The sequence below is a fragment of the Bacillus sp. ISL-77 genome (genome assembly GCF_018613105.1).
The window spans coordinates 21320-47240 of sequence record NZ_JAGGQY010000021.1 but is presented as its reverse complement, the minus strand read 5'-3'; the positions used below and the strand labels follow the sequence as shown (position 1 = coordinate 47240).

Here is a 25921-nt window from a genome sequence, read left to right as displayed (position 1 = left end):
TAAGGTATACTCGTTTTTACAACTTCTTCTGCATTATCTAGTTTTGAGGGAATGAAAAAAATTAATTTTCCTCTTGAAAAATTTCAAAAAGATATTATAATAAATAATGTCTTGAAAATAGTCTGGCAGTAATGGCGAGAAGGTCACACCCGTTCCCATACCGAACACGGAAGTTAAGCTTCTCAGCGCCGATGGTAGTTGGGACACGCGTCCCTGTGAGAGTAGGACGCTGCCAGGCTGAAATATTATTGTTCCGCAGTAGCTCAGTGGTAGAGCTATCGGCTGTTAACCGATCGGTCGTAGGTTCGAGTCCTACCTGCGGAGCCATTTTTATGTAAACTTATATATAGCTATGCTTCCATAGCTCAGTAGGTAGAGCACTTCCATGGTAAGGAAGAGGTCAGCGGTTCGAGCCCGCTTGGAAGCTTTCCTATTTTTATAATAGTATGGCCCCTTGGTCAAGCGGTTAAGACACCTCCCTTTCACGGAGGTAACACGGGTTCGAGTCCCGTAGGGGTCACCAAAGTTTTTTATGCACTAGCGTAAAATAACTTTCATTGCTGTGGAGGATTAGCTCAGCTGGGAGAGCATCTGCCTTACAAGCAGAGGGTCGGCGGTTCGAGCCCGTCATTCTCCACCATAATATAATTATGTTAACTACATGCCGGGGTAGCTCAATTGGTAGAGCAACTGACTTGTAATCAGTAGGTTGGGGGTTCAAGTCCTCTCGCCGGCACTGCTTTTTTAAATTTTAATATGGAGGGGTAGCGAAGTGGCTAAACGCGGCGGACTGTAAATCCGCTCCCTCCGGGTTCGGCGGTTCGAATCCGTCCCCCTCCACCATTTATATTTTTAAAAAAGTTGGACATACTAGATAATACTACATCTCTATTGGGCTATAGCCAAGCGGTAAGGCATCGCACTTTGACTGCGACATGCGTTGGTTCAAATCCAGCTAGCCCAGCCAGAGAGCCATTAGCTCAGTTGGTAGAGCATCTGACTTTTAATCAGAGGGTCGAAGGTTCGAGTCCTTCATGGCTCATATAGTAACAGCCAGGAACTTTGGAGAAATCTCCAAGGTTCTTTTTTTATGAAAAAGAAACAAAGTGTCGTCAGTGGGCGATTGGCGGCAAAAATGCATGAAAAAAGCATCAAAGTGCCGCCAATAAGGGCTATTGGCGGCAAAAATGCATGAAAAAAGCAATAAAGTATCGCCAATAAGGGCTATTGGCGGCAAAAATGCATGAAAAAAGCAATAAAGTATCGCCAATAAGAGCTATTGGCGGCAAAAATGCATGAAAAAAGAATAAAGTATCGACCATAAGGGCTATTGGCGGCAAAAATTTATGAAATAACAATCAAACTGTCGCCAATCATATCTGTGAAGTTTGAATTCGTTAGTCAAAATGGAACCGAACGTTCATTTTTTCTTATTGTACATCCCTGCCTTAAACCAACCAATGGTTTAAGGTTTTTTATCGTATATATATACATAATTTTGTCGAGTTGAGTCATTGGTATGAAAGCGGTTAAAATAGATACATAAAGGGGTAGGAGGAATTAATATGAGTAAGCTTTCAATTATTGGAATGCCAATGGATTTAGGTCAAATGCGACGAGGGGTAGATATGGGGCCAAGTGCCATCCGTTATGCTGGAATGGTTGAACGACTTAAGCCACTATTTGATGAAATACATGATCTAGGTGATATTCCAATTGGCAGGCCTGAAGTTGTGGTGGATAAAGAATCCAATTTGCGGAATCTTGATTTAGTTGCTGAGAAAAGTGCTTTGTTGGCTGAAAAAGTAGATGCTGCTGTCGAGTCGGGTGCGTTTCCGCTAGTGCTTGGCGGGGATCATAGTATTGCTATTGGTACTTTAGCAGGTGTCTCTAAACATTATAAAAATCTTGGTGTCATTTGGTATGACGCACATGGGGATCTAAATACGGCTGAGACAAGCCCATCTGGTAATATCCATGGAATGCCACTAGCCGTAAGTATCGGGTTAGGGCACAGCTTGTTAACCGAGATTGGTGGATATGGTCCTAAAGTTAAACCTGAAAATGTAGTCATTATTGGTGCAAGAGCGCTGGATGATGGAGAAAAAGATTTAATAAAGGAAATAGGAATCAAAGTTTATACAATGCATGAAATTGATCGGATGGGGATGGCCAAAGTAATGGAAGAAACCATCGCTTACCTGAAAGAGAAGACAGATGGTGTCCACCTTTCACTTGATTTAGATGGCCTAGACCCAAATGATGCTCCAGGCGTTGGAACACCAGTTATGGGTGGAATCAGCTACCGAGAAAGTCATCTTGCTATGGAGATGTTAGAAGAAGCAAAAATCATTACCTCAGCAGAATTTGTAGAAGTAAATCCAATTTTAGATGAAAAAAATAAAACTGCTAAAGTGGCAGTTGAATTGATGGGCTCATTATTCGGAGAAAAATTATTATAAAAAATAAATAAGTAAAGCTGCATTTCGTAAGTAAACGGGCCAACCTGTTCTTCTAGCGAGATGCAGCTTTTTTCTATTTTCTTCTTGTCAAAGAATTAAAAACCGTGCCAATTTATCTCCCTTCATAAAATCTTTAAACTAATTATTAAGCCCTTTTAGTAAATTTTTGTTAATATTAAAGGTATTGAGAAGTTTTTTCGTGTAAAACGAAACTTTTTTGCTAACGATTCGTATTATCGGATAGCAGCAATGGAGCTGAGGTAATGTAATGGACGCAATTGTAAAAAAGAGAATAAAACAAGTAATCAAAGGGGACCAAGACGCCTTTGGTGAAATCGTTGAAATATATAAAAATAGTATTTATCAACTATGTTTTCGGATGCTTGGAAATCGTCATGAAGCTGAGGATATGGCACAGGAAGCTTTTATTCGTGCTTATGTGAATATCAAAACCTTTAATCAAGACATGAAATTTTCAACCTGGCTTTTTCGGATTGCAACCAATCTGTGTATTGACCGAATGCGAAAAAAGAAACCGGATCATTATTTAGATGCAGAGGTTGCAGGGACAGAAGGATTAACAATGTATTCGCAAATCCCTTCGAACACACCACTGCCAGAGTCAGAAGTAGAAAGCTTAGAGCTGCAGGATACGGTCCAGAAAGAGATATTAAAACTGCCCGATAAATATCGGACAGCCATCGTATTAAAATATATTGAAGAGTTGTCCTTAAATGAAATTAGCGAAATTCTTGATTTACCACTTGGAACGGTTAAAACAAGGATTCACCGTGGCCGGGAAGCGTTAAGACAACAATTACGATATGTGTGATAAGAGGTGAAACTGTTAATGTGTCCAGAACAAATCATCGAACTAATGCATGAATACTTAGATGAAGAAATTACACCTGATCAAGAACGAATATTAAGAGAACACCTCCAAAACTGTAAAGAATGCGAAGCTATATTTAATGAGCTAAATAAGACGATCGCTTTTGTAAAGAGTGTGTCACATATGCAGGTACCTGATGACTTTACAGCGAATGTATTGTCTCGTTTACCAAAAGAGAAACGAAAGATTTGGATGCAGCGTTGGTTGAAAAACCATCCTTTGCTTGCAGCTGCCTCTTTATTTCTCATATTAATGATGGGAAGCGTATTTTCTACTTGGAATCAAGATCGAGAGTTTTCTGTATCGAAGCAAAAAAACTTAGTAGTTAAAAATAATACGGTTATTGTACCTAAAGGTGAGACGGTCAAGGGCGATGTCATTGTTCGAAATGGGACATTAGAAATTGAAGGTGAAGTCCAAGGTGATGTGACAGTTATCAATGGTGAAAAATATTTGGCCTCTGCAGGACATGTAACAGGGCAGATTGAAGAGGTAAATGAAGTGTTCGATTGGATTTGGTATCATATTAAAAGGACCGCACAAGATGTGGTTCAAATATTGGAAGACCAACCGGAAACCAAATAAAAAAACAAATCACTCTGACCGGGTGATTTGTTTTTTTACCCAGATACATATAATAGGTACAAGAGGTATTTATGGTATAATAAATAGGTTGTAATTTATTTGTGTTAAAGAAAATTACGGAGGAAGAACAATGCCGTTTGCTGATTTCGAACTATGGAAGTATTTAGCTAGTATTGTTGATATTGTCCTCGTATGGTATGTCATTTACAAGCTGATCAATGTGATTAGAGGAACGAAGGCCGTTCAATTACTAAAAGGCATTCTCGTTATTCTTCTAGTCAGAGTTGTCAGCGAGTTTCTAGGCTTCCAAACATTAAGCTGGATGATGGAACAGGCGATAACATACGGGTTTCTTGCGATTATTATTATATTTCAGCCAGAACTTAGAAGGGCCCTTGAGCAATTAGGCAGGGGGAAGTTCTTTTCAAGAAGCAGTAATCTGGATGATGAAGATCCGGAAAAAACGGTTGAGGCGATTGTTAAGGCAACTGATTATATGGCAAAGCGCCGCATTGGGGCGTTAATCTCGATCGAAAGAGAAACGGGAATGGGCGATTACATAGAAACGGGGATCCAGCTAAATTCCAATATTTCTTCTGAATTGTTGATTAATATTTTTATCCCAAATACACCGCTCCATGATGGTGCGGTAATTATCCAAAAAAATAATGTCGCAGCAGCCGCATGCTATCTGCCGTTATCCGAAAGCCCGTTTATTTCTAAGGAGCTGGGAACCAGACATCGGGCTGCATTAGGAATAAGTGAAGTGACTGATAGTGTCACTGTCATTGTTTCTGAAGAGACAGGTCATATTTCCCTTACAAAGAACGGGGAGCTTCACCGAGCGATTAATACAGAGCAACTGAAAGAATTACTTACGAGTGAATTGTTAATTCATTTGAAAACAAAACAAGCTTCTTCAGCTCGTTGGAACTGGAGGGGGAAAAATAATGGATAAATTGATGGATAATCCTTGGTTTATTAAAATTCTTGCCTTGTTGTTAGCGGTACTTTTATATTCTTCTGTACCACATACAGGTAAAAAAATAACGGATGTTAATGTGCCAGGAGAGCAATCAACAGAAACCATTACCAATATTCCTGTAAAGGTTTATTATGATACGGAAAATCTAGTGGTATCAGGAATTCCAGCCACGGTTGATATCACTTTAAAAGGACCTATAACGCACATTCAGTCTGCCAAAGCGTTGAAGAACTTTGAGGTTTACGTAGATTTATCAAAAGCTAAAATTGGGAAACAGAAAGTAAAATTAAAAGTAAGAGACCTGTCAGATAAATTGAGTGCGACTGTGAAACCAGCTAGTGTAAATGTATCTGTTCAGGAAAAAATCACTAAGGAATTTAAAGTTGAGGCAGAATTTAATGCGAGCCAAATAGAAGCTGGTTATTCTGCAGGACAACCCGTTGTCGAGCCAAATAAAGTGAAGATTACCGGTGCCAAAAGTGTCATCGACCGGATTACTTATGTAAAGGCTGCCCTTGAGGAAAAAGATCAGCTGAAAGAAACCATTTCAGAAGAGGCTCATGTCCAAGTTCTTGACAAAGATCTAAATAAGTTAAATGTAGTGGTGGATCCGGAAACGGTAGAAATCACGATACCAATAAAAAGCAACAGTAAGACTGTACCGATAAAAATTGTTAGAAATGGTACTGCCCCAGAAGGTGTGACGATTGAATCGATTGATATCGATGAAAAAGAGGCAACAATCACAGGGGATGAAGATGTTCTTAAAAATACGGATAATGTCCGTGTTGAGGTTGATCTCAGTAAAATTACCGATAACACCACCCTTACATTGCCTGTCATCATCTCTAATGGAATTACAAAGGTTACCCCGCAAATCGTAAAAGCAACCGTTGTGGTCAAAAAACAAGAAGAAAAAACAGTTTCGGATGTACCGTTAAACATTCAAGGATTATCCGAAGAATATAAGGCCACGATTAACGATCCGGGAAATCAAATGATAAATATACTTATTAATGGTCCCTCTTCGGCAGTTAGCAGCATTAGGCCTGAGGATTTCAAAGTCTTTATTGATTTGTCTGGCCTTGTAGAAGGGGATCATATAGTGGACATTCACGTGGAAGGACCTTCGGCTGTAAAGTGGAAACCTATTAAATCATCAGCGAAAATTACGATCGAAAAAAATAATGCCTAATATCTAGCAATACACATGTTGAAGGAGAGATTTTTAAAATGGGAAAATATTTCGGGACCGACGGGGTACGTGGAGTAGCAAATAGCGAATTAACACCTGAGTTGGCCTTTAAATTAGGCCGCTATGGCGGATATGTTTTAACAAAGGATAAAAATCGTCCCAAAGTACTCATCGGACGGGATACGCGTATATCTGGCCATATGTTAGAAGGAGCCCTTGTGGCAGGGTTATTATCCATTGGAGCCGAAGTTATGCGTTTAGGAGTTATATCTACTCCAGGTGTTTCATATTTAACCAAAGCTTTAGGTGCCCAAGCAGGAGTCATGATTTCTGCTTCTCATAATCCAGTGGCTGATAACGGCATTAAATTTTTTGGTCCCGATGGCTTTAAGCTTTCCGATGAGCAGGAATTAGAAATTGAGACGCTCATCGATTTACCAGAAGATCAACTGCCTCGACCAGTGGGTTCGGAACTTGGTCAAGTCATGGATTATTTCGAGGGCGGTCAAAAGTATCTCCAATATTTGAAAAATAGTGTGGATGAAGATTTTACAGGAATCCATATTGCCTTAGATTGTGCACACGGGGCAACGTCGTCGCTAGCGGCACACTTATTTGCCGATTTAGATGCGGACCTATCAACAATGGGCGCCTCTCCCAATGGCTTAAATATCAATGCAGGAGTGGGCTCAACACACCCTGAAGCACTAGCAGCCTTAGTCAAAGAAAAAGGTGCCGATGTAGGTCTCTCCTTTGACGGAGATGGAGACCGTTTGATTGCGATTGATGAAAATGGAACAATTGTTGATGGGGACCAAATCATGTACATTTGCGGCAAATATATGAAAGAACAAGGCCGCTTAAAGCATGGGACGATTGTATCAACCGTTATGAGTAATTTAGGCTTCTATAAAGCACTTGAGTCACATGGGATCCATAGTGTACCGACAGCGGTAGGTGACCGTTATGTTGTCGAAGAAATGAAGAAAAATGGGTTTAATCTGGGCGGCGAACAATCAGGTCATATTATTTTCTTAGACTATAACACCACAGGTGACGGTTTATTATCAGGGCTGCAATTAGTCAATATTATGAAGGCAACTGGGAAGCCTCTTTCTGAGTTAGCTGGTGAAATGAAAAAATTCCCGCAAAAGCTTGTCAATGTGAGAGTAACCGATAAACATCATGTAACCGATAATGCAAAGGTAAAAGAGGTTATTGAGCAAGTTGAAGCAGAAATGGCAGGAAACGGGAGAATTCTCGTCCGACCATCAGGAACGGAACCGCTTGTTCGCGTCATGGCAGAGGCATCGACAGAGGAACTTTGTGAATCTTATGTGAACAGGATTGTGGCAGTTGTCAAAGAAGAAATGGAATTAAAGGAAGAATAAAACCCATATATATGCATAAAGGAACGATCTGCTTCCTTTATGCATATTTTATTATGTATGAGTTATAAGTAAGGAGAAAGGTGAAAATCCCTAATTTTGGTTGACGGAGACGCTCAATCATAGTAGTATTAATTTGCTTTGTTTTTTCAAAGCAGAATGAATGCATATTTTTAATGAAAGGTGGGTAGGAAGAGAATTGTCCTTTTAAAAGCGCCTGGACTAACCTAAAGTGGTGAGGTTAGTTGACGAGGAGGAGGAGTATCGAATGTTCGGCGGATACCTCCCGGTTGAGACGCACAACCGAAAATTTCTTCTTTAAAACACAGGGGCAACTCTGTGCACAAAGAGAAGAAAATGCGCATACTAGAAGTAATGTTTCAAAAGGGTATAGACAGATACCTGACCATAACATTGATCAGGGGGCAAGTATTGCCTCCAAGCATTATTGCCCCCTGGATAGGGAGGAAACAGAAGAATGTGTGGAATTGTTGGATATATTGGGAATAGAGACTCGAAAGAGATTTTACTAAAAGGCTTAGAAAAACTCGAATATAGAGGCTATGATTCAGCTGGAATCGCTGTAAAGAATGAGAACGGAATTCATGTTTTTAAGGAAAAAGGTCGTATTGCTGATTTACGCAGCATTGTTGATGAGGATGTACATGCACATATCGGGATTGGACATACACGCTGGGCAACACATGGGGTGCCAAGTAAAGGAAATTCCCATCCGCACCAAAGTACATCTGACCGTTTTACGCTCGTTCATAACGGGGTCATTGAGAACTACGATCTTTTAAAACAGGAATATTTATCTGACGTAACGTTTGAAAGTGAAACGGATACAGAAGTTATTGTTCAAATGATTGAGTTATTTGTAAACGAAGGTTTGGAAGTATTAGAGGCTTTCCGTAAAACGTTGACTCTTTTACATGGTTCTTATGCACTAGCGCTTTTAGATGCAGAAGATAATGAAACCATTTATGTGGCCAAAAATAAAAGCCCACTGCTTGTTGGTTTAGGTAAAGGCTTCAATGTTGTGGCAAGTGATGCAATGGCGATGCTGCAAGTAACTGACCAGTACGTGGAATTAATGGACAAAGAAATTGTTATCGTAACAAAGGATAAAGTAACAATACAGAATCTGAACGGTGAAATTATCAGCCGTGAACCATATACAGCTGAACTTGATGCTAGTGATATTGAAAAAGGAACATATCCCCATTACATGCTGAAGGAAATTGATGAACAGCCGCTTGTGATGCGCCGTATTATCCAAACATATCAAAATGAGCAAGGTGAATTAACCATTGACCGTGAAATCATCGATACTTTAAACGGAGCGGATCGTCTGTATATTATTGCAGCTGGTACTTCCTATCATGCAGGACTTGTCGGGAAGCAGTTCATTGAGAAAATGGCAAAAATCCCCGTCGAGGTTCATATCTCCAGTGAATTCGGTTATAACATGCCGCTTCTTTCTGAAAAGCCGTTATTTATCTTCATTTCACAAAGTGGAGAAACAGCTGACAGCCGTGCCGTTCTTGTTAATGTAAAAGAGATGGGTTACCCTACACTAACGATTACAAATGTTCCAGGTTCAACGCTTTCTCGTGAAGCGGACTATACGCTTTTATTACATGCAGGTCCTGAAATTGCTGTTGCTTCAACGAAGGCATATACAGCACAGTTAGCAGTATTAGTTATTTTAGCTGAAGTTGCTGCCAAAAGCCGCAGCTTAGAAATTGACTTTGATCTTGTAAAAGAGCTTGGTATTGTTGCGAACGCAATGGAAGTTCTCTGTGATTCGAAAGAGCTTATTGAGCATATCTCAAGAGAATTTTTATCCATAACTCGCAATTGCTTCTTCATCGGCCGTGGGATTGACTTCTACGTTGGTTTAGAAGGTGCCTTGAAACTTAAAGAAATTTCCTATATTCAAGCAGAAGGCTTTGCGGGCGGCGAATTAAAGCACGGTACGATCGCCTTAATTGAAGAAGGTACACCGGTTGTTGCCTTGGCTACTCAAGAAAGTGTAAACATGAACCTGCGCGGAAATGTGAAGGAAGTAGTTGCTCGTGGAGCTAATCCATGCATCATTTCGATGAAGGGATTAGATCGCGACGAAGACAGCTTTGTGATTCCAGAAGTAAATGAATTATTAACACCTCTGATCTCTGTTATACCAATGCAGTTACTCTCATACTACGCTGCACTGCACCGCGACTGTGACGTCGATAAGCCACGTAACCTTGCTAAATCGGTGACTGTTGAGTAAAAATAAGAGTTTTAATTAATAAACTGTTGAAAGACAAAAAAGTCGGGAACTGACTTAAAAAATTATCAATCAACAAGTATGCATAAAAATTTGATCAAGTAAGACTCAATCCAATTTCTGGGTTGGGTCTTTTTTTGTTAATAAAGATTTCAAAAAAAATTTGAAAGGAGAAAGGGGAGAGCGCCAGATTCATTGATCTATGGTTTAGAAAGTGACTGGATTAAGAGGCTTTAGGTTCTTCTAACGTAACTGTGTATCCTAAACTTTCGAGTCGTCTCAGTGAATGCCGAACGATAGATTGTTGTCTCTGCTTTTCAAAGTAGTCTTCGCCTAAGTCTACATACATTTCTTTTCGGGTTAAGAGATAATAAGAGATACGTAACATTGCGTGAGCGACTACAATACCAGCACGTTTCTTACCCTTTCGGGATGCTGTACGTCTATACAGTGCTCCGAGATAGTTTTTGGATCCTCTTACTGAATGAGCTGCTTCTGTTAACGCCGATCTAAATACTTATTTCTTTTTTAGTTTTGGCTGATTTTCTTTTTCCAGCGCTTTCATTTTGCCCAAGAACTAATCCTGCCCAAGAACACATATGAGCTGCAGTGGGGAATTGTTTCTTCACATCAGTCCCAATTTCGGATAGAATTTGCTCAGCCATTCTGGTCGCTATACCAGGAATCGAATCCAATCGTGATACATCTTCTTGATGAGAGCTGACTCTGTCCGCAACTTCCTTATCAAGCATCTCGATTTGCTCAGTAAGAAAATCAATATGACCTAAAATGGTTTTTAACATGAGGCGTTGATGTGAATTGATATAGCCTTTTAGGGCGAGTTCCAGTTCTTCTTTCTTCTTCTTCATACTGCGTCGAGCGAAATTCGCTAGTTTTTCAGGGTCCTCTTCACCATCGGCAATGGCATCAAGCATATCTCGTGCTGAAACGCCCAACACATCTGAAACCACAGATCCCAACTTAATGTTCGCGCCTTCTAATACTTTTTGGATTCGATTATGTTGTCTGGCACGCTCCTCGATAATACTTCGACGATATCGAACGAGTTCACGCAATTCACGTTGATTTCGGTCAGGGATATAACTGGCTTTAAGTAGTCCATGACGAAGAAGTTTGGCAATCCATTCTGCATCCTTAACATCTGTTTTACGTCCTGGAACAGCCTTCATATGTTGTGCATTTACAACTAAAAACTCAATATCTTCAGCTTCTAGTAAATTAACAATTGGCTTCCAATATACACTCGTGCTTTCCATGGCGACATGGGTACAATTATGTTGTTTAATCCAGTCAACCAACTGTAATAGAAATACAGTTTTAGTAGAGAACGTTTGAATCTCCTTTCCTTTAGGTGTCAAAATACAGGCAGTAATATTGTCCTTATGGACATCCATACCGCATGCTCTTTCAATGACTACATCCATTGAAAACATCCTTTCTACGGCGATCATTATAATTAGAGGCTGGTGCAACAACCAGAATAGGATTAATCTACCATGTGTGCTTCCCGTAAGGGAGCGACAGTCAGTGGTGCACCGTGGTCGGTGGAGTCAGACTAACGGATGGGCTCTAACGCACCATAGTTCAGCGACCTTCCTCTCCAGCCGTAGAATCAGTATTGACGTTTAGTGACCATTTTCATTCTCTGTGGTGAAGCGCTGATTTTTGCGCTTCATGGATGGCTAACGGGTGCTTTACTACAATAAAGAGGGCTTGCTGATGCAGCCCTTTTCTTATTGAGCTACCGAAGCAGGTTATTTAAATATGAACAGAAAAGCAGCTCAATATGTTAGAAACGGCTTCTATCATCAATGGAAAAGACAAAGGGGATATAGTTCATTTAATAATTGGGGAAGTCCAAGAAGGTGTAAAGACGAAAACCAGTCTTAAAACAGCAAAAGGAATCGCGATTAGTTAGTTTGTAAAGGATTGTACTTAAACGAGTGCATTACTTAAAACAAAAAAATCACTGGTAGTGGTCTATTTGTTTTAGATTTCAATATAGTCCAGAATAGTTCTATTCCAGTTCCCGACTTTTTTGTACAGCAGAAAAAAACACAGTTCCCGACTTTTATTTTTATGGATTGCAAATTTGAACGTAAGAATGCGGGTTTCAAGGCTTCATAGTTCCTTACTTTTTTGTCTTATAACATAAACTGTCTCCCCGTAACAATCTCCTTCCTTCAGTAACAAAGTTGGGACCTGCTGAAACTTAATTGGTTCCAAAACGGGAAGGACGGGAGAGGCAACTATGTAGTTTAAAATGGCTCAAAAGAATCAGGAAACGTACCGTCGGTACGTACTTCCTGGTTCTTTTTTTATTAATCAAACGTTTAATTAGTTTAGGTCAAATACTAATTAAACGATTGATTAACAACGGAGAAAGCCCGATACATCAATGATTAGGAGCGGGAGAGGAAATGGAGAAATCTAAGGGAGCCAAAATTGAAGCAGATTTGCCAGAGGAAAAGCCCGTAGGGAAGTCCGAATATATGTCCGATTGCCCCTGCCTTTTCCCCTTATTTAAATTTTTTTAGAGATTATCATTGATTTTTTATTGACATTTTCATTAATATGTGTTAAAATAATTATTAATTGACATAAAATACATATCATCATATAATAAACTCCTAGCAGAATTTTGCGAGGAGTTTTTTTATTTTTATAAAAAAGGGGGAGCTTGTTTGGAGACTAAAAAGGAAAGTTTAACCGCATTAGTTAGTTGCTTTGCGAGGGGATATCATGCATCGTACAGCAGTGAGCCGATTTTTAATGACTTTATTGCTAATTCTCTTTTAATGGATGAAGAAAAACAGCTAATCGCCGCCAATTGGGCAAACGCTATCGCCTTCTTTGATCAAGAAAAAAGCGAAACATTGACGAAGTTTGAAGATAAACTGCACTGGGTGATGAGCAACCAGACCATTCCACAATTAGTCAGTCGGGCAAGGTATGTGGAAGATGGACTCAACGCAGCAATCCAGCGTGGTTTTAAACAATATGTCATCCTCGGTGCAGGTTTCGATACCTTTGCTTTAAGGCAAGATAGACTGCCGGAGGATTTTGTCATTTACGAAGTCGATCACCCTGCAACTCAAGCTTTTAAAATAAATCGGCTAGAGGAATTAGGCATTGAAATCCCCGAAAATGTAAGGTTTGTTCCGGTAGATTTTAAAAATGACTCCCTTCATGATGGATTGAAGAAAAGCGGCTATGATGACCAAAAATATACTTTTTTTAGTTTGTTGGGCGTTGTAATGTACCTAAATAAAAAGGATTTCTATCAACTTCTATCTTCTGTTTCGGAAATGTCTATAAACGGAAGCTCTTTCATATTTGACTACCTCGATGATACTGCTTTTGATGACAGTATTGCCTCTAAGAAGCTAACCCAAATGCGACAAATTACTGCACATACAGGTGAACCAATGGTTACGGGCTTTGATCCGTTTGAACTCGATAGGGAGCTGCAGGATTGTAATATGTTACTCTATGAAAATCTTTCTCCTGCTAATATCGAGGATATGTATTTTAAGGGAAGAGAAGATGGATTACACGCCTTCGACCATTTTCATTTTGCGCATTTAGTTGTTCATAAATAACAGGAATCTTTAGACACCGTTCATTTGTTATGAATGGTGTCTTTTTACTTTGGCTCATATATTATTTATTTCTTAAAGGGAAAACAATTTTCACAGTGGTACCTTTATTAGTTTCACTTTCATACTCAATTGACCCGTTCAACTCCCGGATGATTTTGTTGGTAACCATGCTCCCTAATCCGGTCCCTTTCGTTTTTGTAGTGTAAAAGGGCAATCCTATCTGTTTTAACTGCTCGGGCGTCATTCCTTTTCCGTTATCTTTAATACTAATTTCAACAGTATTTTTGAAGTGGTCAGCATGTAACTCAATCTTAATCATTCCCCGATTGGATATCGATTCTATCCCATTTTTGATCACATTCATGATCGCTTGCTTTAAATGGGCCTCATCTCCATTTACATAAAATGGTTCAATATTTTCATAGTCGATGATGACATTTGAATAGGAGGCAAGAGGCCTCATTAATTGAACGCAGTCACTCATCACATCGTTAATGGAAATAATGGCCAATTGAAAAGGTTCAGGCTTGGCAACTTTCAAATAGTTTGTAATTATACTGTTGGTCCGATCTAGTTCTTCTATTATTAGAGGCGAGAATTTTTTAAATCGCTCATCGTTTGTATCTTTACTTAAAAATTGGATAAATCCTCTAATGGTTGCGAGAGGGTTTCTAATTTCATGCGCAATCGAGGCGGTAAGTTGGCCCACCATCGTCAATTTATCAAGATAAACCATTTCCTCAAATTGCTTATTAATTTTTATCAAGTTTTCAATCACAAAGATCAGGGCCATAACCGTTATATATAAGGCAATAAAGTAAATCAAATAAAAAGATAGACTTAAAAAATTGATACTAAAATATAGAATCGTAATATAAATAATAAAATAGCAAACAACGACCATTGTTCCTGCCACAAGCTTAGAAGGTGATTTATGAAAAAATCTCCGGAAAGCAAGGCCACATAAGAACGCGACAATGGATACCAGGATGCCAATCGCTAGGAATTTTCCACCGATAAAATAGCGGACAAGGCATGCACTTACTAAAACGATGCCCCCAGGTAACCAACCCCCATACAGAGTGAGGATCAGAATGGAGCACATCCTTAAATCAAAATGGGTTGCCCCCAAGGTTTCAATTGGATAAAACATACAAAAAAGCGTTCCTAAGGAACCAATCAAACCATAAATCACTTTTTGTTTTAAAGTATTTGGAACTTTCGTTTGAAAGGGGAAAAATAAGTTGGCATTAAATGTAAAAGATAATAAGATCGTGATGTTAACTAACAGTGGTTTGATTAGAGTAATCAAGAAACTTCCTCCAAAATCATAAATGATATGCGTCTACATTCATCCTTCCCTGCGGATCGATAAACTTTCCGCACAAAAACATCTACTATGAATAATACCTCAAATCTGTTAGGCATGTAACCCACTCTAATCGATAATGAAGTGTTCGTACAAAAAAAGCCCCTCTCTCTGTAAAAAAGTAGAAAGAAGAGCTTTTATATTACAATCATCTAGTTTCCGCTGGTCGATTGCCTGCATGTAATTTGCGAAATTTAATATAGCTTCCAATTCGCCAAACGCAGATATATAGAAATGCAATTGTCATCGTTAGCACTGTAAACTCGATGTAATCCATACTTTTGAAATACTGACTTAACGCGATGCGAATGACAATGATGGCGATGATTACATACTTAAACGTTTTATTGGGCTTTGAATAAATCAATCCATCTTCGCGGATCTCATATGATGTTTGAGTTAGCATAATCGCTCCAAACAATGTGCCGAGTATACCAGCAATCAGCATTTCCCAAAAGGCGGGCAGATGAAAGGGCTCACCTGGAATGTGCAGCAACTGACTGATACTAAACGAAAACATGACCAATACAAATAAAACAGGAGAGATTATACCGAAACCGCCCCTTTTGATTGGACCCTTTCTTCCCTTCATTTTGAAAAAAAGAACAAGACCAATAATGACGAGGATAATAATCATAATTATGATTATTTTCAATTTGCTTCAATCCCTTTCGGAAGACATATAAATAATATTTTTATTGTATTGTTATCATAAGGGAAAATAACCTATGCACGGTAGTGGGAAAATTCATGCTTTTTAGTATGAGATTGTTCATGATTCTATGAAGAGCCTCGTGTTAGGTAAACAGAGAAGGGATGAGGACATGGATTGGCTACAAAAATCGGTGAGGGAAAGAGAAAAAAGAATCCAATAAAGGCTATTGGCGACAAAAATTGGTGGGAAGAAGGGAAAAATGAATCCAATAAAGGCTATTGGCTACAAAAGTAGGTGAGGGGAAGGGAAAAAAGAATCCAATAAAGGCTATTGGCGACAAAAATCGGTGAGGAGAAGGGAAAAAAGAATCCAATAAAGGCTATTGGCGATAAAAATCGGTGAGGAGAAGGGAAAAAAGAATCCAATAAAGGCTATTGGCGATAAAAATCGGTGGGAAGAAGGGAAAAAAGAATCCAATAGAGCTATTGACCATAAAATATAAATAGGAAAAGGGTAATATTCGGCCAATTCAACCAAAATCTTTGATCAATGAAAAAGCGTAAAATATTCTCCACCTGGCTGAAAGATTGCGATTTTTTACGCTTAAATTTAATTAATATACTTAATACAACTGGCTAACCTTAATTACTCGGTCCATTGACCATACCCTTTAGCATCAAGATGTTTATTTAAAATCTTGCTGATCTTCGTTCTAGATTCAATTATTATACACCATTCGTAAACAAGATTAGTCGTAATTTTCTTCATTGGAAAAAGAAGCTTTAATTCCTTTACACTCCTTAATACAGCTGATTCCAAATCTTCTTGGCATCCACAATCATCACACACTAATTTCTTTCCTTCCACAGTTATGAAAAATGAGTTGCAAACTTTACAAGTGTTCCCCTTTTTCAACTGATCATAATTATAAATGGGTACCTGAGTAAAAGAAGACTTAGTAATATGCAGTGAAACTAATAGTTCTGCTAGCTTTTTGTGTTTACTATTCAATTTTGAAGGAGTGCTACCAAAATTTTTTAAAAAACTATTAAGTTGTGTTGGGTAAATAATAGGTTTGTTTTTAGGTGCTTGATAGAGGGTAAACTCGGGGTTGATAAAAACAACCTTTGCTTCAGTGGGGAAATGAAAACCATGTCTAAGGAGCAATTGGTGGAGCAAAGATTCAGCTCGTTTTAGTTGGTCGAGAGGATTGAGAATTTCATTGCCTGGTTTCGAGTAAAATTTGTCATCTTCAAAATAATAATCGCCCTTATAATTTTTTACTTCAAAAACGTGAAGAGAGTCCTTGATTATCAATGTATCTATTTGGAACGTGGTATTGTTAACCTTAAGCAACAAATCATTCAGTATTAAACAATCACACTGAAGTTTTTCGGTTAACAAGTCAAACATCACTTCCCCTTCAAACCCCTTTTTAAGGTTTAAAAAGTACTTCTTGTCATTCTCGGGTAAACTCATTCGTGTGTTTAAGTAAGACAGAATCTTTAATTCATCTGATTTGGTGCGGGATTTAAATAGCATTTGCCACTTCCTTTCTAACTTTATAGATTCCCAAGTTCATTTTATAAAATTTATAGGTCTAAATGAGTGTATATTTTGTTAACATTACAAAAAAAGTTATTTTATTATTCAGAAAATTATTGACGACAATAAAGATAAAATGTTATTATTTTCCTCTGTGACTCAGAATAGATTTGGAGGGGATAACGGTTGATTCATCTACAAGGGATAAGCAAATCTTTCAAGGTGGCCCAGCGCCAGACAGGCTTACGGCAGGCAGCGAAGTCCCTTTTTTATCGGGAACATACGGTTGTTGACGCTCTGAAGGATCTCTCTTTTTCGATTAATCCAGGAGAAATTGTCGGTTACATTGGCCCGAATGGAGCGGGGAAGTCCACCACAATAAAAATTATGAGCGGGATCCTGGTGCCTGACACCGGGAATTGCACGATCATGGGTTACACACCGTGGAAAGACCGGGTGCATTATGTCCAAAATATTGGAGTTGTTTTCGGTCAGCGCTCACAGCTATGGTGGGATGTTCCGGTAATGGATTCCTTCGAACTCCTAAAAGACATTTACAAGGTTCCCCAGCAAGAATATCAAACTACGATTAATCTACTCATTGAAACGCTAGAACTGCAAAACATTATCAATTCACCCGTCCGTCAATTAAGCTTAGGGCAGCGGATGCGCTGTGAAATAGCAGCTTCTCTCCTACATAATCCGAAAATCCTATTTTTAGACGAACCAACGATCGGCCTTGATGCTGCTTCTAAAATAGCTGTCCGCCAATTCATCAAAACAATCAACAAAGAAAAGGATGTCACCGTCATCCTGACTACGCACGATATGAATGATATCGAAGCGTTGGCTGACAGGGTTCTATTAATTGGAAAAGGCAGCTTATTGTACGACGGCGGTTTAGAGGAATTAAGAAGAAAATTTGGTTCCCAAAAAACGATCACCGCTGATTTCCGCAAAAATGAAAACCCAATCAAAATCACACATGCAACCGTGCTTTCGAGATCGCCGGAACGGGTCATCCTCAGCATTGATACGGAGCAGGTTAACACTTCGGAAATCATTACTCAGTTGTCCGATAAGCTTGAGTTGATTGATATTTCGATTGAATCCCAACCGATTGAGGAAACCATTCTCCAGCTTTATAAGGAGTACAAAATATGAGGGTGTATCTATCTGTTTTGAAGCTGCGGTTAAACATTGGAATGCAGTACCGGACTGCTGCATTGGCAGGGGTAGTTACTCAATTTTTCTGGGGTTTTATAACGATTATGGTATTTGAAGCATTTTACGAATTTGCAACGAAAACTCCTCCTATTTCCTTAAAAGAATTAATCACCTATATCTGGCTGCAACAGGCCTTTCTTGTGTTCGTTACCATCTGGTTTCGCGATAACGAGCTATTTGATCTGATAACAAGTGGCAATATTGCTTACGAACTATGCCGGCCATGTGAGCTCTATGGTTATTGGTATGCTAAGCTGCTGGCGCAGCGACTATCCAGTGCCTTCTTGCGCTGCTTTCCGATTCTAATTGTTTCATTCTTCTTGCCAAAGCCGTACAATATGACTCTTCCACCCAGCCCAACAGCCTTTTTATTATTCTTAAGCGCCTTACTGTTAGGCCTGCTTCTCTTAGTAGCGATCTCGATGTTCTTATATATATCCGTATTTGTGACCTTGTCCCCGATGGGATCGCTATTAATATTTGGTGTCCTCGGCGAATTTTTTGCTGGATTAATCATTCCTGTACCGCTTATGCCAACTTGGCTTCAAAAAATAGCTAATGTCCTGCCGTTTCGCTGGACGGCGGATTTCCCGTTCAGGGTTTACTCAGGACATATCCCACCGCATGACGCCATCATCGGTATCATCATCCAATTGATTTATCTTGCGGGTCTTGTCTGGCTAGGGAGGACGGCACTAAATGGAGTATTGAAGAAAGCTGTCGTCCAAGGAGGTTAACCAAAAATGAGAATATATTTTAAATACTTATTGATTCTCTTTAAATCACAAATGCAATATCGGACATCGTTTTGGCTATTATCGCTGGGTCAATTTTTTATTCCTTTTTCGATCTTTGCAGGTCTATACTTCTTATTCGAACAGTTTGGGCAAATAAAAGGATGGCAATTCTTTGAGGTAGCACTTTGCTTCGGGATCATTCATATGTCGTTTGCGCTGAGTGAATGCTTTGCCCGAGGTTTTGATACTTTTTCCAGCTTGGTTCGGAATGGTGAATTTGATCGATTACTCGTTCGCCCTCGCAGTACGTTTATTCAAGTACTCGGGTCCAAATTCGAGTTTACGAGATTTGGCCGGCTCCTTCAAAGTGCAATTGTTTTAGTTTGGGCACTGACCAATCTCAACATTGAATGGAGTGTAGTAAAAGCAGCCACCCTCTTGTTGATGATCGCTAGCGGTGTGCTTATTTTTACAGGCATCTACATCTTGGCGGCCACCCTGTGTTTTTGGACGATTGAAGGTCTTGAGGTGGTTAATATATTTACCGATGGCGGAAGAGAAATGGCGCAATACCCATTAAATATTTATCAAAAATGGGTGGCCCGTTTTTTTACCTTTGTGATCCCGTTTGGAACGGTGAATTATCTACCGTTGTTGTTTATTCTAGGGAAGAACAGTGGGAACGACCTCCTATATATGCTGATCCCGGCAGCTGGCAGCTTGTTTATTCTCCCGTGTCTCCTTGTCTGGCAAGTTGGGGTAAAACATTATCGCTCCACGGGTTCGTAAAACAATAGCCGAGTTCCTATTTATGAGGGAACTCGGCTTTACTTTTGACCTATTTGGAAACTAAACCTATCTTATGTTATATTTAAACAAATGACTGAAAAACTGAAATGGTCAGTAGGGGTGTGGACATGGCAACAGATAGAAGAAAGATGATTGTAGAAGCGGCAACCAAGTCTTTTTCATTATTTGGCTATAAAGCAACAACAATGGATCAAGTCGCAAAACTGGCCAATGTTGGCAAAGGGACGATTTATACTTTTTTTAAAAACAAAGAAGAATTATTCGAAGAGATTATTTCCACTTTGGTCAAAGAAATGATTGCTGAGGCAGAATCCGTCATCGAACCAGAGTTACCCTTCACAGAAAACGTGCATCGGGCACTTTATCGTTTATTAGAGTTTCGCGCTCAGCACCAACTGATGATTAAATTGGTCCAAGAGGAAGCGGAAATGGGGACTCTAGCGGTTTCGGAAATGCTGCAGCATGTTGAGGATGAAATCATTGCCTATTTAAAGCAGAAAATTGACACGGCTATCACGAAAGGGGCAATCCCACCGAACGACACCGAAATTACCAGCTTTCTTCTTTTAAAAATGTATATTGCCCTAGTTTCAGACTGGGAAAGAAATCATCAGCCGCTGAGCTCGGAACAAATCGCGGAAATCATGAAAGTATTTTTAGTAAAAGGTTTGTCCACATAAAAAAAGACTTGTGTGTACCTCTATACAAGTCTTTTAGCTAGTTGGTGCGACACTAAGTGGCGCTACCGATTTCTTATTTTAAAAGATAAATATTTTTTGAAGCAGTGGCAATTTTTGGCCTATTCTTATTACGGCTGCCAGTGAGTTCTTCCATTAAACTTAAAAATGTTCCAAAAAGGTAATTGACCACAGAACCGGCAAGTATTCCAAATCCTAGTGCAGTTAAGAAATAAGTATTACTGTAACCGTTTACAAATTGACCTAACAAAATAAGAATGAGCCCTAGGCCGCTTCCAAAGATTGCTGTTTTCTTAAATGTGAAGATACTCTTTAAGTGTTTTTCCTGCATCACCATCAACTCCTTGTAAGAATATTCTATCAATTGTCACAAAATTGTCAAACTTTTTTTAAAAATTTTGCTCTGTTAAACTTGGCTGTTGATTTTTGCACCAATCAACTTTGCTATAAAATCAACAATGACCTTTAACACAGCCAAAAATTAAAAGGGGACCTAACAAATTTAGGCCCCGGGCGTTACTTTTTCTTCGCTAAGTTTTCTTGTGCCATTTTGACCAACTCACGGACCATGCTGCCACCCAGCCTGCCGCCAACCTTACCGGCCTGTTCAGACGTGAGCTGACCATTATAGCCCTTCATTAATGGAACACCCACTTCTTCTGCTGCTTCAAATTTCGCATCCTCAGGGTTCCCGGTATTCGCGACCTTCGCTTTCAACGCATCTAAGCCATTGCGCGCCTCGGGGACAAGGATTTTATTTCTTCTTCTCACCATAAAAATCCCTCCTTTAGTTGTAGGATTACCTGAATGTAAAAAATAATCAAAATCACTGGAAAAATCCATTTTAATCCAGTATAATACGGATAATAAATTCGGATAAAATCAATGATAAAGAGAGTAGTTATCTATGATGTACCAGCGATTCAGGGGTGGTGGGAGCCTGAAACAGAACAGATAATGAAGCGCACTTTTGAGATGTGTACCTGAACTCGAGTAGGGTATGCCGGAGGATCCTCCGTTACAAAGGAAAGCTGGTTCTTTTGAACAATTAGAGTGGTACCGCGGGATTATGAACTCTCGTCTCTTTTAGTAGAGACGGGAGTTTTTTGTTTTTTAAAAGATAAATGGAGGTCTTAAAGATGAATTTTAAGCAGGAGCTTGCAGCCATTTTACATGAAGTGCTTGACCATGAGATTTCACAAACAGAACTGGAACTGATGATTGAAAAACCTAAGAACCAAGAGCTCGGTGATTTAGCCTTTCCCTGTTTTACACTAGCGAAGGTGAAAAGAAAATCCCCCAATCTAATTGCAGAGGAATTAAGTAAGAAGATTAACTCTCCCATTTTTGAAAAAGTAGAAGTGGTGGGAGCCTATCTTAATCTCTTTCTAAACAAAAAGACGGCTTCTGAAAAAGTAGTGAATGATATCATCTCAGCAAAAGGGAAGTATGGTGCGCTTACGTTTGGGAACGGAGGTGCTGTCACCATCGACATGTCCTCCCCTAATATTGCTAAACCCTTTTCAATGGGACATTTGCGTTCAACCGTGATTGGCAATTCGCTCGCATTAATTGTCGAGAAATGTGGTTACAAGCCCATTAAAATCAATCATCTTGGTGACTGGGGGACACAGTTCGGGAAGCTGATCACTGCCTATCAGTTATGGGGAAATGCCGAAAAGGTCAAACAGAATCCGATTAAAGAGCTATTAACCCTGTATATAAAATTTCATGAAGAAGCGGAGACGAATCCAAGCCTTGAAGACCAAGGGCGCAGCTGGTTTAAAAGACTAGAAGATGGAGACGAACAAGCATTAAAACTCTGGAAATGGTTTCGTGATGAGTCATTAAAAGAGTTTTCGCGAATATACCAGTTAATGAATGTCGAATTTGACTCTTATGCCGGCGAAGCCTTTTATAATGACAAAATGGAGCGTGTCGTCAAGCTTCTTGAAGAAAAACAGCTATTGGTCGAATCCGAACAGGCACAGGTGGTCGAGCTCACCGAAGAACAGCTGCCGCCATGCCTGATCAAAAAATCTGATGGGGCAACGCTGTATGCGACCCGAGATTTAGCGGCGGCTCTTTATCGCCAGGAGGAATACCAATTTGTCCAATCCTTATATGTGGTTGGCCATGAACAAAGCCTCCATTTCAAACAGTTAATGGCTGTGTTAGCAAAGATGGGCTACGATTGGTCGAAACAAATGCATCATATTCCATTCGGGTTGATGCTAAAAGATGGAAAGAAAATGTCCACGCGAAAAGGCAAGGTAGTTTTATTAGAAGAGGTCTTAAATGAATCAATTGCGATGGCTAGGCATAATATTGAAGTGAAAAATCCAAATCTCACAAACAAAGAGGATGTGGCTAAACAGGTCGGTGTTGGAGCAGTAATTTTCCATGACTTAAAGAACAATCGAATGAATGATATTGAATTTTCGTTAGAAGAGATGCTCCGCTTCGAAGGAGAGACAGGTCCATATGTTCAATATACCTATGCTCGTGCCTGTTCTATTTTACGAAAAGCGGATGTAAATGCGGAGTTAGGGGCTTTAACCTACGAAAATACTTGGGAGAAGGAATGGAAGGTAACCAGCCTCTTAATGGAATTTTCGCCAGCTATTAGAAGAGCTTGTATAAACTTTGACCCGTCCCAAGTGGCTAAATATGTTATTGATCTAGCACAAGCCTTCAATAAATATTATGCTGAGGTAAAAATCCTTGAAGACACTCCAGAACAGGAAGCACGGTTAGCACTTGTCTATGCAGTAACGGAAGTTTTGAAAGAAGGATTACGTTTATTAGGATTGGAAGCTCCGGTTGAAATGTAGTTTCCAGACAAGGCAAAAATCAATTTAACTATAGCTATGTAATCGAATGGGAGGGAAAACAAAATGAGTGAATTATTATTTAAGCATTATGAGTTAGCAAGGGATAGGTTTGTTAAAAGTGTTGATGCACTAGAAGAGGGGATCGCTGACGTTCAACCGGAAGGGTTTAATAATACCATCCATTGGCATGTTGGCCATGTCTTAACTGTTGCCGAGCAATTTATGTTTGGCTTCCCGAAAAAATCTACTCAGCTGCCAGCAAACTATATGGCGCTATTTGCCTCGGGTACTAGTCCAGCTGCTTGGGACGGAGATGTTCCTCAGCTGCAGGATTTGGTCGTGCAGCTGCAGGAACAAGTGACACGGATTAAAGAAATTCCAGCGGAGAGTTTTAACCAAAGGCTAAAAACACCATTCCTTGGTCAGGAAACGTTTGGAGAACTAACAAATTTTGCGATTTTCCATGAAAGTATTCATTTAGGCCAAATCCAGGCAATGAAACGTGTCATTAATGCAGCGGCAAAATAAGTTTATTTGAAAATTGGTGTGATTGGCATGGAGACTAAATAATGTCTCCATGCTTTTTTGTTTGCAAATAGGTGGTAATAATAAATATTATATGCCCTCAACTAATAATTTTCTTCATAATCGTGCTATTTAGGATAAGACTAAGTAGTAATATTAATTATTATCGACATTACAAGAAAAATTTGGTACTTCGTCAAAAGAAAACACTTCATATTAACTACTGTCTTGTGTTAAAATCAATCGGTAATTCTACTTCAAATGTGGTGGGTGAATCAGGTGCTCTCTTCTTTTAAGAGATTCTTAATCGGCCGGCCGTTAAAATCAACGGCACTAGGCGAACAAAAATTAAACATTTTCAAGGCTTTAGCGATTCTCTCTTCCGATGCCTTATCATCTGTAGCTTACGGAACTGAACAAATTCTAATTGTGTTGGCAACGGTAAGCGTCATTGCCTATTGGTATTCGGTTCCGATTGCAGTTGGAGTATTATTTCTATTAGCGGCGCTAATCCTTTCCTATCGACAAATTATCTATTCGTACCCTCATGGCGGTGGGGCCTATATTGTTTCAAAAGAGAACATCGGTGAGAAAGCAGGATTAATTGCCGGGGGATCCCTTTTAGTCGATTACATATTAACAGTGGCAGTGAGTGTTTCTGCTGGTACGGATGCGATTACGTCAGCCTTTCCAACCTTACATACACATACCGTCGGGATTGCGTGTGTTCTGGTAGTTCTGATTACAATTCTCAATCTACGCGGTTTAACAGAATCAGCGTCAATCTTAGCTTATCCGGTCTATTTGTTTGTTGTTGCCCTGTTCATTTTAATTGGTGTGGGTCTCTTTAAAATCATGACTGGCCATGTATCACTGACTGTCCAGCATGCACCAATTGGGGCGCCTGTTCAAGGGATTACGCTTTTCTTGCTGTTACGCGCCTTTGCGTCGGGATGCTCGGCATTAACTGGGGTAGAAGCCATATCGAATGCGATCCCAAGTTTTAAAGATCCGGCACCAAAGAATGCGGCCAAAACATTAGTATTAATGGGGACGCTTCTTGCGTTGTTATTTACGGGTATTACTTTCCTAGCTTATTATTACGGTATATCGCCAAGGCATGACGAAACGGTCGTCTCGCAAATTGCCAAAGAAACCTTCGGGCGTAATTATCTTTACTTTTTTGTCCAAGGAACAACCGCCCTTATTTTAGTTCTGGCTGCTAATACTGGATATTCGGCTTTTCCGTTATTAGCGTATGCACTTGCCAAGGATAAGTATATGCCAAGGATGTTTACGATTAGGGGGGACAGGCTCGGGTATTCGAACGGGATTGTTTCCTTAGGAGTAGCTTCCATCTTGCTTATTATTTTCTCTAGAGGTCAAACAGAGCACTTAATCCCGCTTTATGCGGTTGGTGTATTTATTCCGTTCACCTTATCTCAAACGGGAATGATTATTAAATGGTTACGGGAAAAACCAGCCGGATGGGTTGCTAAACTTAGTGCCAATTTTATTGGCGCGCTCATCACCTTAGCAGTATTAATCATTTTCTTCCTGACGAAATTTAGTCAAGTATGGTTTGTGGTGATCTTCTTACCAATAATCGTTTTTGCCTTCAAACGAATTAATTATCATTATGAAGCAGTTGGTGAACAATTGAGGATTCATCCCGACCATCCAGCGCTACCGATTGAGGGAAATGTCATTATTGTACCTGTTGCAGGGATTACGAAAGTGGTTGAAAACTCAATTAATTATGCGAAATCATTAACTGATCAAATCTTTGCTGTTTATGTGTCGTTTGACCGTGAGGATGAAAAGCGTTTTGAAGAAAAATGGCAGCAATGGCAGCCGGATGTTAGACTCGTTACCTTACAGTCACATTATCGAAGTATACTAATTCCCTTATCGAAATTTATTGATACTGTAGAACATAAGGCAGAGGAAAACAATTATCGTGTAACGGTTTTGATTCCGCAGTTTATTACCAAAAAGAGTTGGCATAATATCCTGCACAATCAATCAAGTTTATTAATTCGTACCTATCTTATTCTTAAAAAGAGGGTTATTGTGTCCACACTGCCATTTCATTTTAAAAAGTAATAGGTGG

21 protein-coding genes, 8 tRNA genes, 1 rRNA gene, 1 pseudogene and 1 other annotated feature are annotated in these 25921 nt (G+C 39.5%); of the genes and pseudogenes, 25 read left to right on the top strand and 6 right to left on the bottom strand.

What is annotated here, in order from left to right; translation table 11 throughout:
• The first annotated feature begins 121 nt into the window (after window positions 1-121).
• The 16 genes from rrf to glmS all read left to right on the top strand — a co-directional run bounded on the left by rrf (window position 122) and on the right by glmS (window position 9788).
• Window positions 122-238 (top strand): 5S ribosomal RNA (gene rrf / locus J7E77_RS08340).
• Window positions 239-252: 14 nt separating this feature from the next.
• Window positions 253-327 (top strand) — tRNA-Asn (locus J7E77_RS08335).
• Window positions 328-354: 27 nt separating this feature from the next.
• Window positions 355-427: transfer RNA gene (locus tag J7E77_RS08330), tRNA-Thr, on the top strand.
• A gap of 21 nt (window positions 428-448) precedes the next feature.
• Window positions 449-523, top strand: a tRNA-Glu gene (locus J7E77_RS08325).
• Window positions 524-564: 41 nt separating this feature from the next.
• Window positions 565-640: transfer RNA gene (locus J7E77_RS08320), tRNA-Val, on the top strand.
• A gap of 23 nt (window positions 641-663) precedes the next feature.
• Window positions 664-736 (top strand) — tRNA-Thr (locus tag J7E77_RS08315).
• Window positions 737-758: 22 nt separating this feature from the next.
• Window positions 759-843: transfer RNA gene (locus J7E77_RS08310), tRNA-Tyr, on the top strand.
• Window positions 844-892: 49 nt separating this feature from the next.
• Window positions 893-967, top strand: a tRNA-Gln gene (locus J7E77_RS08305).
• 2 nt (window positions 968-969) lie between these two features.
• Window positions 970-1042, top strand: a tRNA-Lys gene (locus J7E77_RS08300).
• Window positions 1043-1565: 523 nt separating this feature from the next.
• A complete protein-coding gene (rocF, locus tag J7E77_RS08295) occupies window positions 1566-2462 on the top strand; it encodes an arginase (RefSeq protein ID WP_214713468.1) in 897 nt (298 codons plus the stop codon).
• A 268-nt stretch (window positions 2463-2730) separates the two neighbouring features.
• Complete coding sequence (sigW, locus tag J7E77_RS08290; RefSeq protein ID WP_214713467.1) at window positions 2731-3294, top strand: RNA polymerase sigma factor SigW; 564 nt, start codon at window positions 2731-2733, stop codon at window positions 3292-3294.
• An 18-nt stretch (window positions 3295-3312) separates the two neighbouring features.
• A complete protein-coding gene (locus J7E77_RS08285) occupies window positions 3313-3939 on the top strand; it encodes an anti-sigma factor family protein (protein WP_214713466.1) in 627 nt (208 codons plus the stop codon).
• A gap of 130 nt (window positions 3940-4069) precedes the next feature.
• Window positions 4070-4897: a diadenylate cyclase CdaA gene (gene cdaA, locus J7E77_RS08280; RefSeq protein ID WP_214713465.1), complete on the top strand. Its 828-nt coding sequence runs from the start codon at window positions 4070-4072 to the stop codon at window positions 4895-4897.
• Window positions 4890-6119: a CdaR family protein gene (locus J7E77_RS08275; RefSeq protein WP_214713464.1), complete on the top strand. Its 1230-nt coding sequence runs from the start codon at window positions 4890-4892 to the stop codon at window positions 6117-6119. The genes cdaA and J7E77_RS08275 overlap by 8 nt, the downstream gene beginning before the upstream one ends.
• Before the next feature lie 38 nt (window positions 6120-6157).
• Window positions 6158-7510 (top strand): phosphoglucosamine mutase, encoded by a 1353-nt coding sequence (gene glmM / locus J7E77_RS08270; RefSeq protein WP_214713463.1) that lies wholly within the window; start codon window positions 6158-6160, stop codon window positions 7508-7510.
• Window positions 7511-7985: 475 nt separating this feature from the next.
• The gene (gene glmS / locus J7E77_RS08265; protein WP_214713462.1) at window positions 7986-9788 is read left to right on the top strand and encodes a glutamine--fructose-6-phosphate transaminase (isomerizing); all 1803 of its coding nucleotides are present in this window, start codon (window positions 7986-7988) and stop codon (window positions 9786-9788) included.
• Between the two features lie 220 nt (window positions 9789-10008).
• Here glmS and J7E77_RS08260 read toward each other — a convergent pair.
• A pseudogene (locus J7E77_RS08260) lies at window positions 10009-11230 on the bottom strand (IS110 family RNA-guided transposase).
• Window positions 11231-11592: 362 nt separating this feature from the next.
• Here J7E77_RS08260 and J7E77_RS31120 point away from each other — a divergent pair.
• The gene (locus J7E77_RS31120) at window positions 11593-11724 is read left to right on the top strand and encodes a hypothetical protein (RefSeq protein WP_285290507.1); all 132 of its coding nucleotides are present in this window, start codon (window positions 11593-11595) and stop codon (window positions 11722-11724) included.
• A 766-nt stretch (window positions 11725-12490) separates the two neighbouring features.
• Window positions 12491-13408, top strand: a complete 918-nt coding sequence (locus tag J7E77_RS08255; protein ID WP_214713461.1) for a class I SAM-dependent methyltransferase — start codon at window positions 12491-12493, stop codon at window positions 13406-13408.
• A gap of 61 nt (window positions 13409-13469) precedes the next feature.
• Here J7E77_RS08255 and J7E77_RS08250 read toward each other — a convergent pair whose 3' ends face one another.
• The 3 genes from J7E77_RS08250 to J7E77_RS08240 all read right to left on the bottom strand — a co-directional run bounded on the left by J7E77_RS08250 (window position 13470) and on the right by J7E77_RS08240 (window position 16974).
• Window positions 13470-14720 (bottom strand): ATP-binding protein, encoded by a 1251-nt coding sequence (locus J7E77_RS08250; protein ID WP_214713460.1) that lies wholly within the window; start codon window positions 14718-14720, stop codon window positions 13470-13472.
• A gap of 205 nt (window positions 14721-14925) precedes the next feature.
• Window positions 14926-15432: a CcdC protein domain-containing protein gene (locus tag J7E77_RS08245; protein ID WP_374102957.1), complete on the bottom strand. Its 507-nt coding sequence runs from the start codon at window positions 15430-15432 to the stop codon at window positions 14926-14928.
• A 645-nt stretch (window positions 15433-16077) separates the two neighbouring features.
• Window positions 16078-16974, bottom strand: coding sequence for a nuclease-related domain-containing protein (locus J7E77_RS08240; protein WP_214713459.1), 897 nt, complete (start codon window positions 16972-16974; stop codon window positions 16078-16080).
• A gap of 189 nt (window positions 16975-17163) precedes the next feature.
• Between J7E77_RS08240 and J7E77_RS08235 the strand changes: the two genes are divergently transcribed.
• The 4 genes from J7E77_RS08235 to J7E77_RS08220 all read left to right on the top strand — a co-directional run bounded on the left by J7E77_RS08235 (window position 17164) and on the right by J7E77_RS08220 (window position 20431).
• Window positions 17164-18141, top strand: a complete 978-nt coding sequence (locus J7E77_RS08235; RefSeq protein ID WP_214713458.1) for an ABC transporter ATP-binding protein — start codon at window positions 17164-17166, stop codon at window positions 18139-18141.
• A complete protein-coding gene (locus J7E77_RS08230; RefSeq protein WP_214713457.1) occupies window positions 18138-18941 on the top strand; it encodes an ABC transporter permease in 804 nt (267 codons plus the stop codon). Before J7E77_RS08235 ends, J7E77_RS08230 begins: the two co-directional genes overlap by 4 nt.
• 6 nt (window positions 18942-18947) lie before the next feature.
• On the top strand, window positions 18948-19730 hold the full coding sequence (locus J7E77_RS08225) for an ABC transporter permease (protein WP_214713456.1): 783 nt from the start codon (window positions 18948-18950) through the stop codon (window positions 19728-19730).
• Between the two features lie 128 nt (window positions 19731-19858).
• Window positions 19859-20431, top strand: a complete 573-nt coding sequence (locus J7E77_RS08220) for a TetR/AcrR family transcriptional regulator (RefSeq protein ID WP_214713455.1) — start codon at window positions 19859-19861, stop codon at window positions 20429-20431.
• Window positions 20432-20504: 73 nt separating this feature from the next.
• On the opposite strand, the gene J7E77_RS08215 is transcribed toward J7E77_RS08220, so the two are convergent.
• Entirely contained in the window at window positions 20505-20780 is a 276-nt protein-coding gene (locus tag J7E77_RS08215; RefSeq protein WP_214713454.1) for a hypothetical protein, read from the bottom strand.
• 185 nt (window positions 20781-20965) lie between these two features.
• The gene (locus J7E77_RS08210; protein WP_214713471.1) at window positions 20966-21220 is read right to left on the bottom strand and encodes an alpha/beta-type small acid-soluble spore protein; all 255 of its coding nucleotides are present in this window, start codon (window positions 21218-21220) and stop codon (window positions 20966-20968) included.
• 105 nt (window positions 21221-21325) lie between these two features.
• Window positions 21326-21537 (top strand) — a binding site (T-box leader).
• Between the two features lie 51 nt (window positions 21538-21588).
• On the opposite strand from J7E77_RS08210, the gene argS reads away from it, so the two are divergent.
• The 3 genes from argS to J7E77_RS08195 all read left to right on the top strand — a co-directional run bounded on the left by argS (window position 21589) and on the right by J7E77_RS08195 (window position 25914).
• Complete coding sequence (gene argS / locus J7E77_RS08205; protein ID WP_214713453.1) at window positions 21589-23283, top strand: arginine--tRNA ligase; 1695 nt, start codon at window positions 21589-21591, stop codon at window positions 23281-23283.
• 63 nt (window positions 23284-23346) lie between these two features.
• On the top strand, window positions 23347-23811 hold the full coding sequence (locus J7E77_RS08200; RefSeq protein WP_214713452.1) for a DinB family protein: 465 nt from the start codon (window positions 23347-23349) through the stop codon (window positions 23809-23811).
• A gap of 276 nt (window positions 23812-24087) precedes the next feature.
• A complete protein-coding gene (locus J7E77_RS08195; protein WP_214713451.1) occupies window positions 24088-25914 on the top strand; it encodes an APC family permease in 1827 nt (608 codons plus the stop codon).
• The last annotated feature ends 7 nt before the right edge of the window (window positions 25915-25921 follow it).

Bases quoted from the DNA above. Each gene is read 5' to 3' on its own strand.
- rocF (WP_214713468.1), top strand. From the start codon at position 1,566: ATGAGTAAGCTTTCAATTATTGGAATGCCAATGGATTTAGGTCAAATG.
- sigW (WP_214713467.1), top strand. From the start codon at position 2,731: ATGGACGCAATTGTAAAAAAGAGAATAAAACAAGTAATCAAAGGGGAC.
- J7E77_RS08285 (WP_214713466.1), top strand. From the start codon at position 3,313: ATGTGTCCAGAACAAATCATCGAACTAATGCATGAATACTTAGATGAA.
- cdaA (WP_214713465.1), top strand. From the start codon at position 4,070: ATGCCGTTTGCTGATTTCGAACTATGGAAGTATTTAGCTAGTATTGTT.
- J7E77_RS08275 (WP_214713464.1), top strand. From the start codon at position 4,890: ATGGATAAATTGATGGATAATCCTTGGTTTATTAAAATTCTTGCCTTG.
- glmM (WP_214713463.1), top strand. From the start codon at position 6,158: ATGGGAAAATATTTCGGGACCGACGGGGTACGTGGAGTAGCAAATAGC.
- glmS (WP_214713462.1), top strand. From the start codon at position 7,986: ATGTGTGGAATTGTTGGATATATTGGGAATAGAGACTCGAAAGAGATT.
- J7E77_RS31120 (WP_285290507.1), top strand. From the start codon at position 11,593: ATGTTAGAAACGGCTTCTATCATCAATGGAAAAGACAAAGGGGATATA.
- J7E77_RS08240 (WP_214713459.1), bottom strand. From the start codon at position 16,974: ATGCTATTTAAATCCCGCACCAAATCAGATGAATTAAAGATTCTGTCT.
- J7E77_RS08230 (WP_214713457.1), top strand. From the start codon at position 18,138: ATGAGGGTGTATCTATCTGTTTTGAAGCTGCGGTTAAACATTGGAATG.
- J7E77_RS08225 (WP_214713456.1), top strand. From the start codon at position 18,948: ATGAGAATATATTTTAAATACTTATTGATTCTCTTTAAATCACAAATG.
- J7E77_RS08220 (WP_214713455.1), top strand. From the start codon at position 19,859: ATGGCAACAGATAGAAGAAAGATGATTGTAGAAGCGGCAACCAAGTCT.
- J7E77_RS08215 (WP_214713454.1), bottom strand. From the start codon at position 20,780: ATGCAGGAAAAACACTTAAAGAGTATCTTCACATTTAAGAAAACAGCA.
- argS (WP_214713453.1), top strand. From the start codon at position 21,589: ATGAATTTTAAGCAGGAGCTTGCAGCCATTTTACATGAAGTGCTTGAC.
- J7E77_RS08200 (WP_214713452.1), top strand. From the start codon at position 23,347: ATGAGTGAATTATTATTTAAGCATTATGAGTTAGCAAGGGATAGGTTT.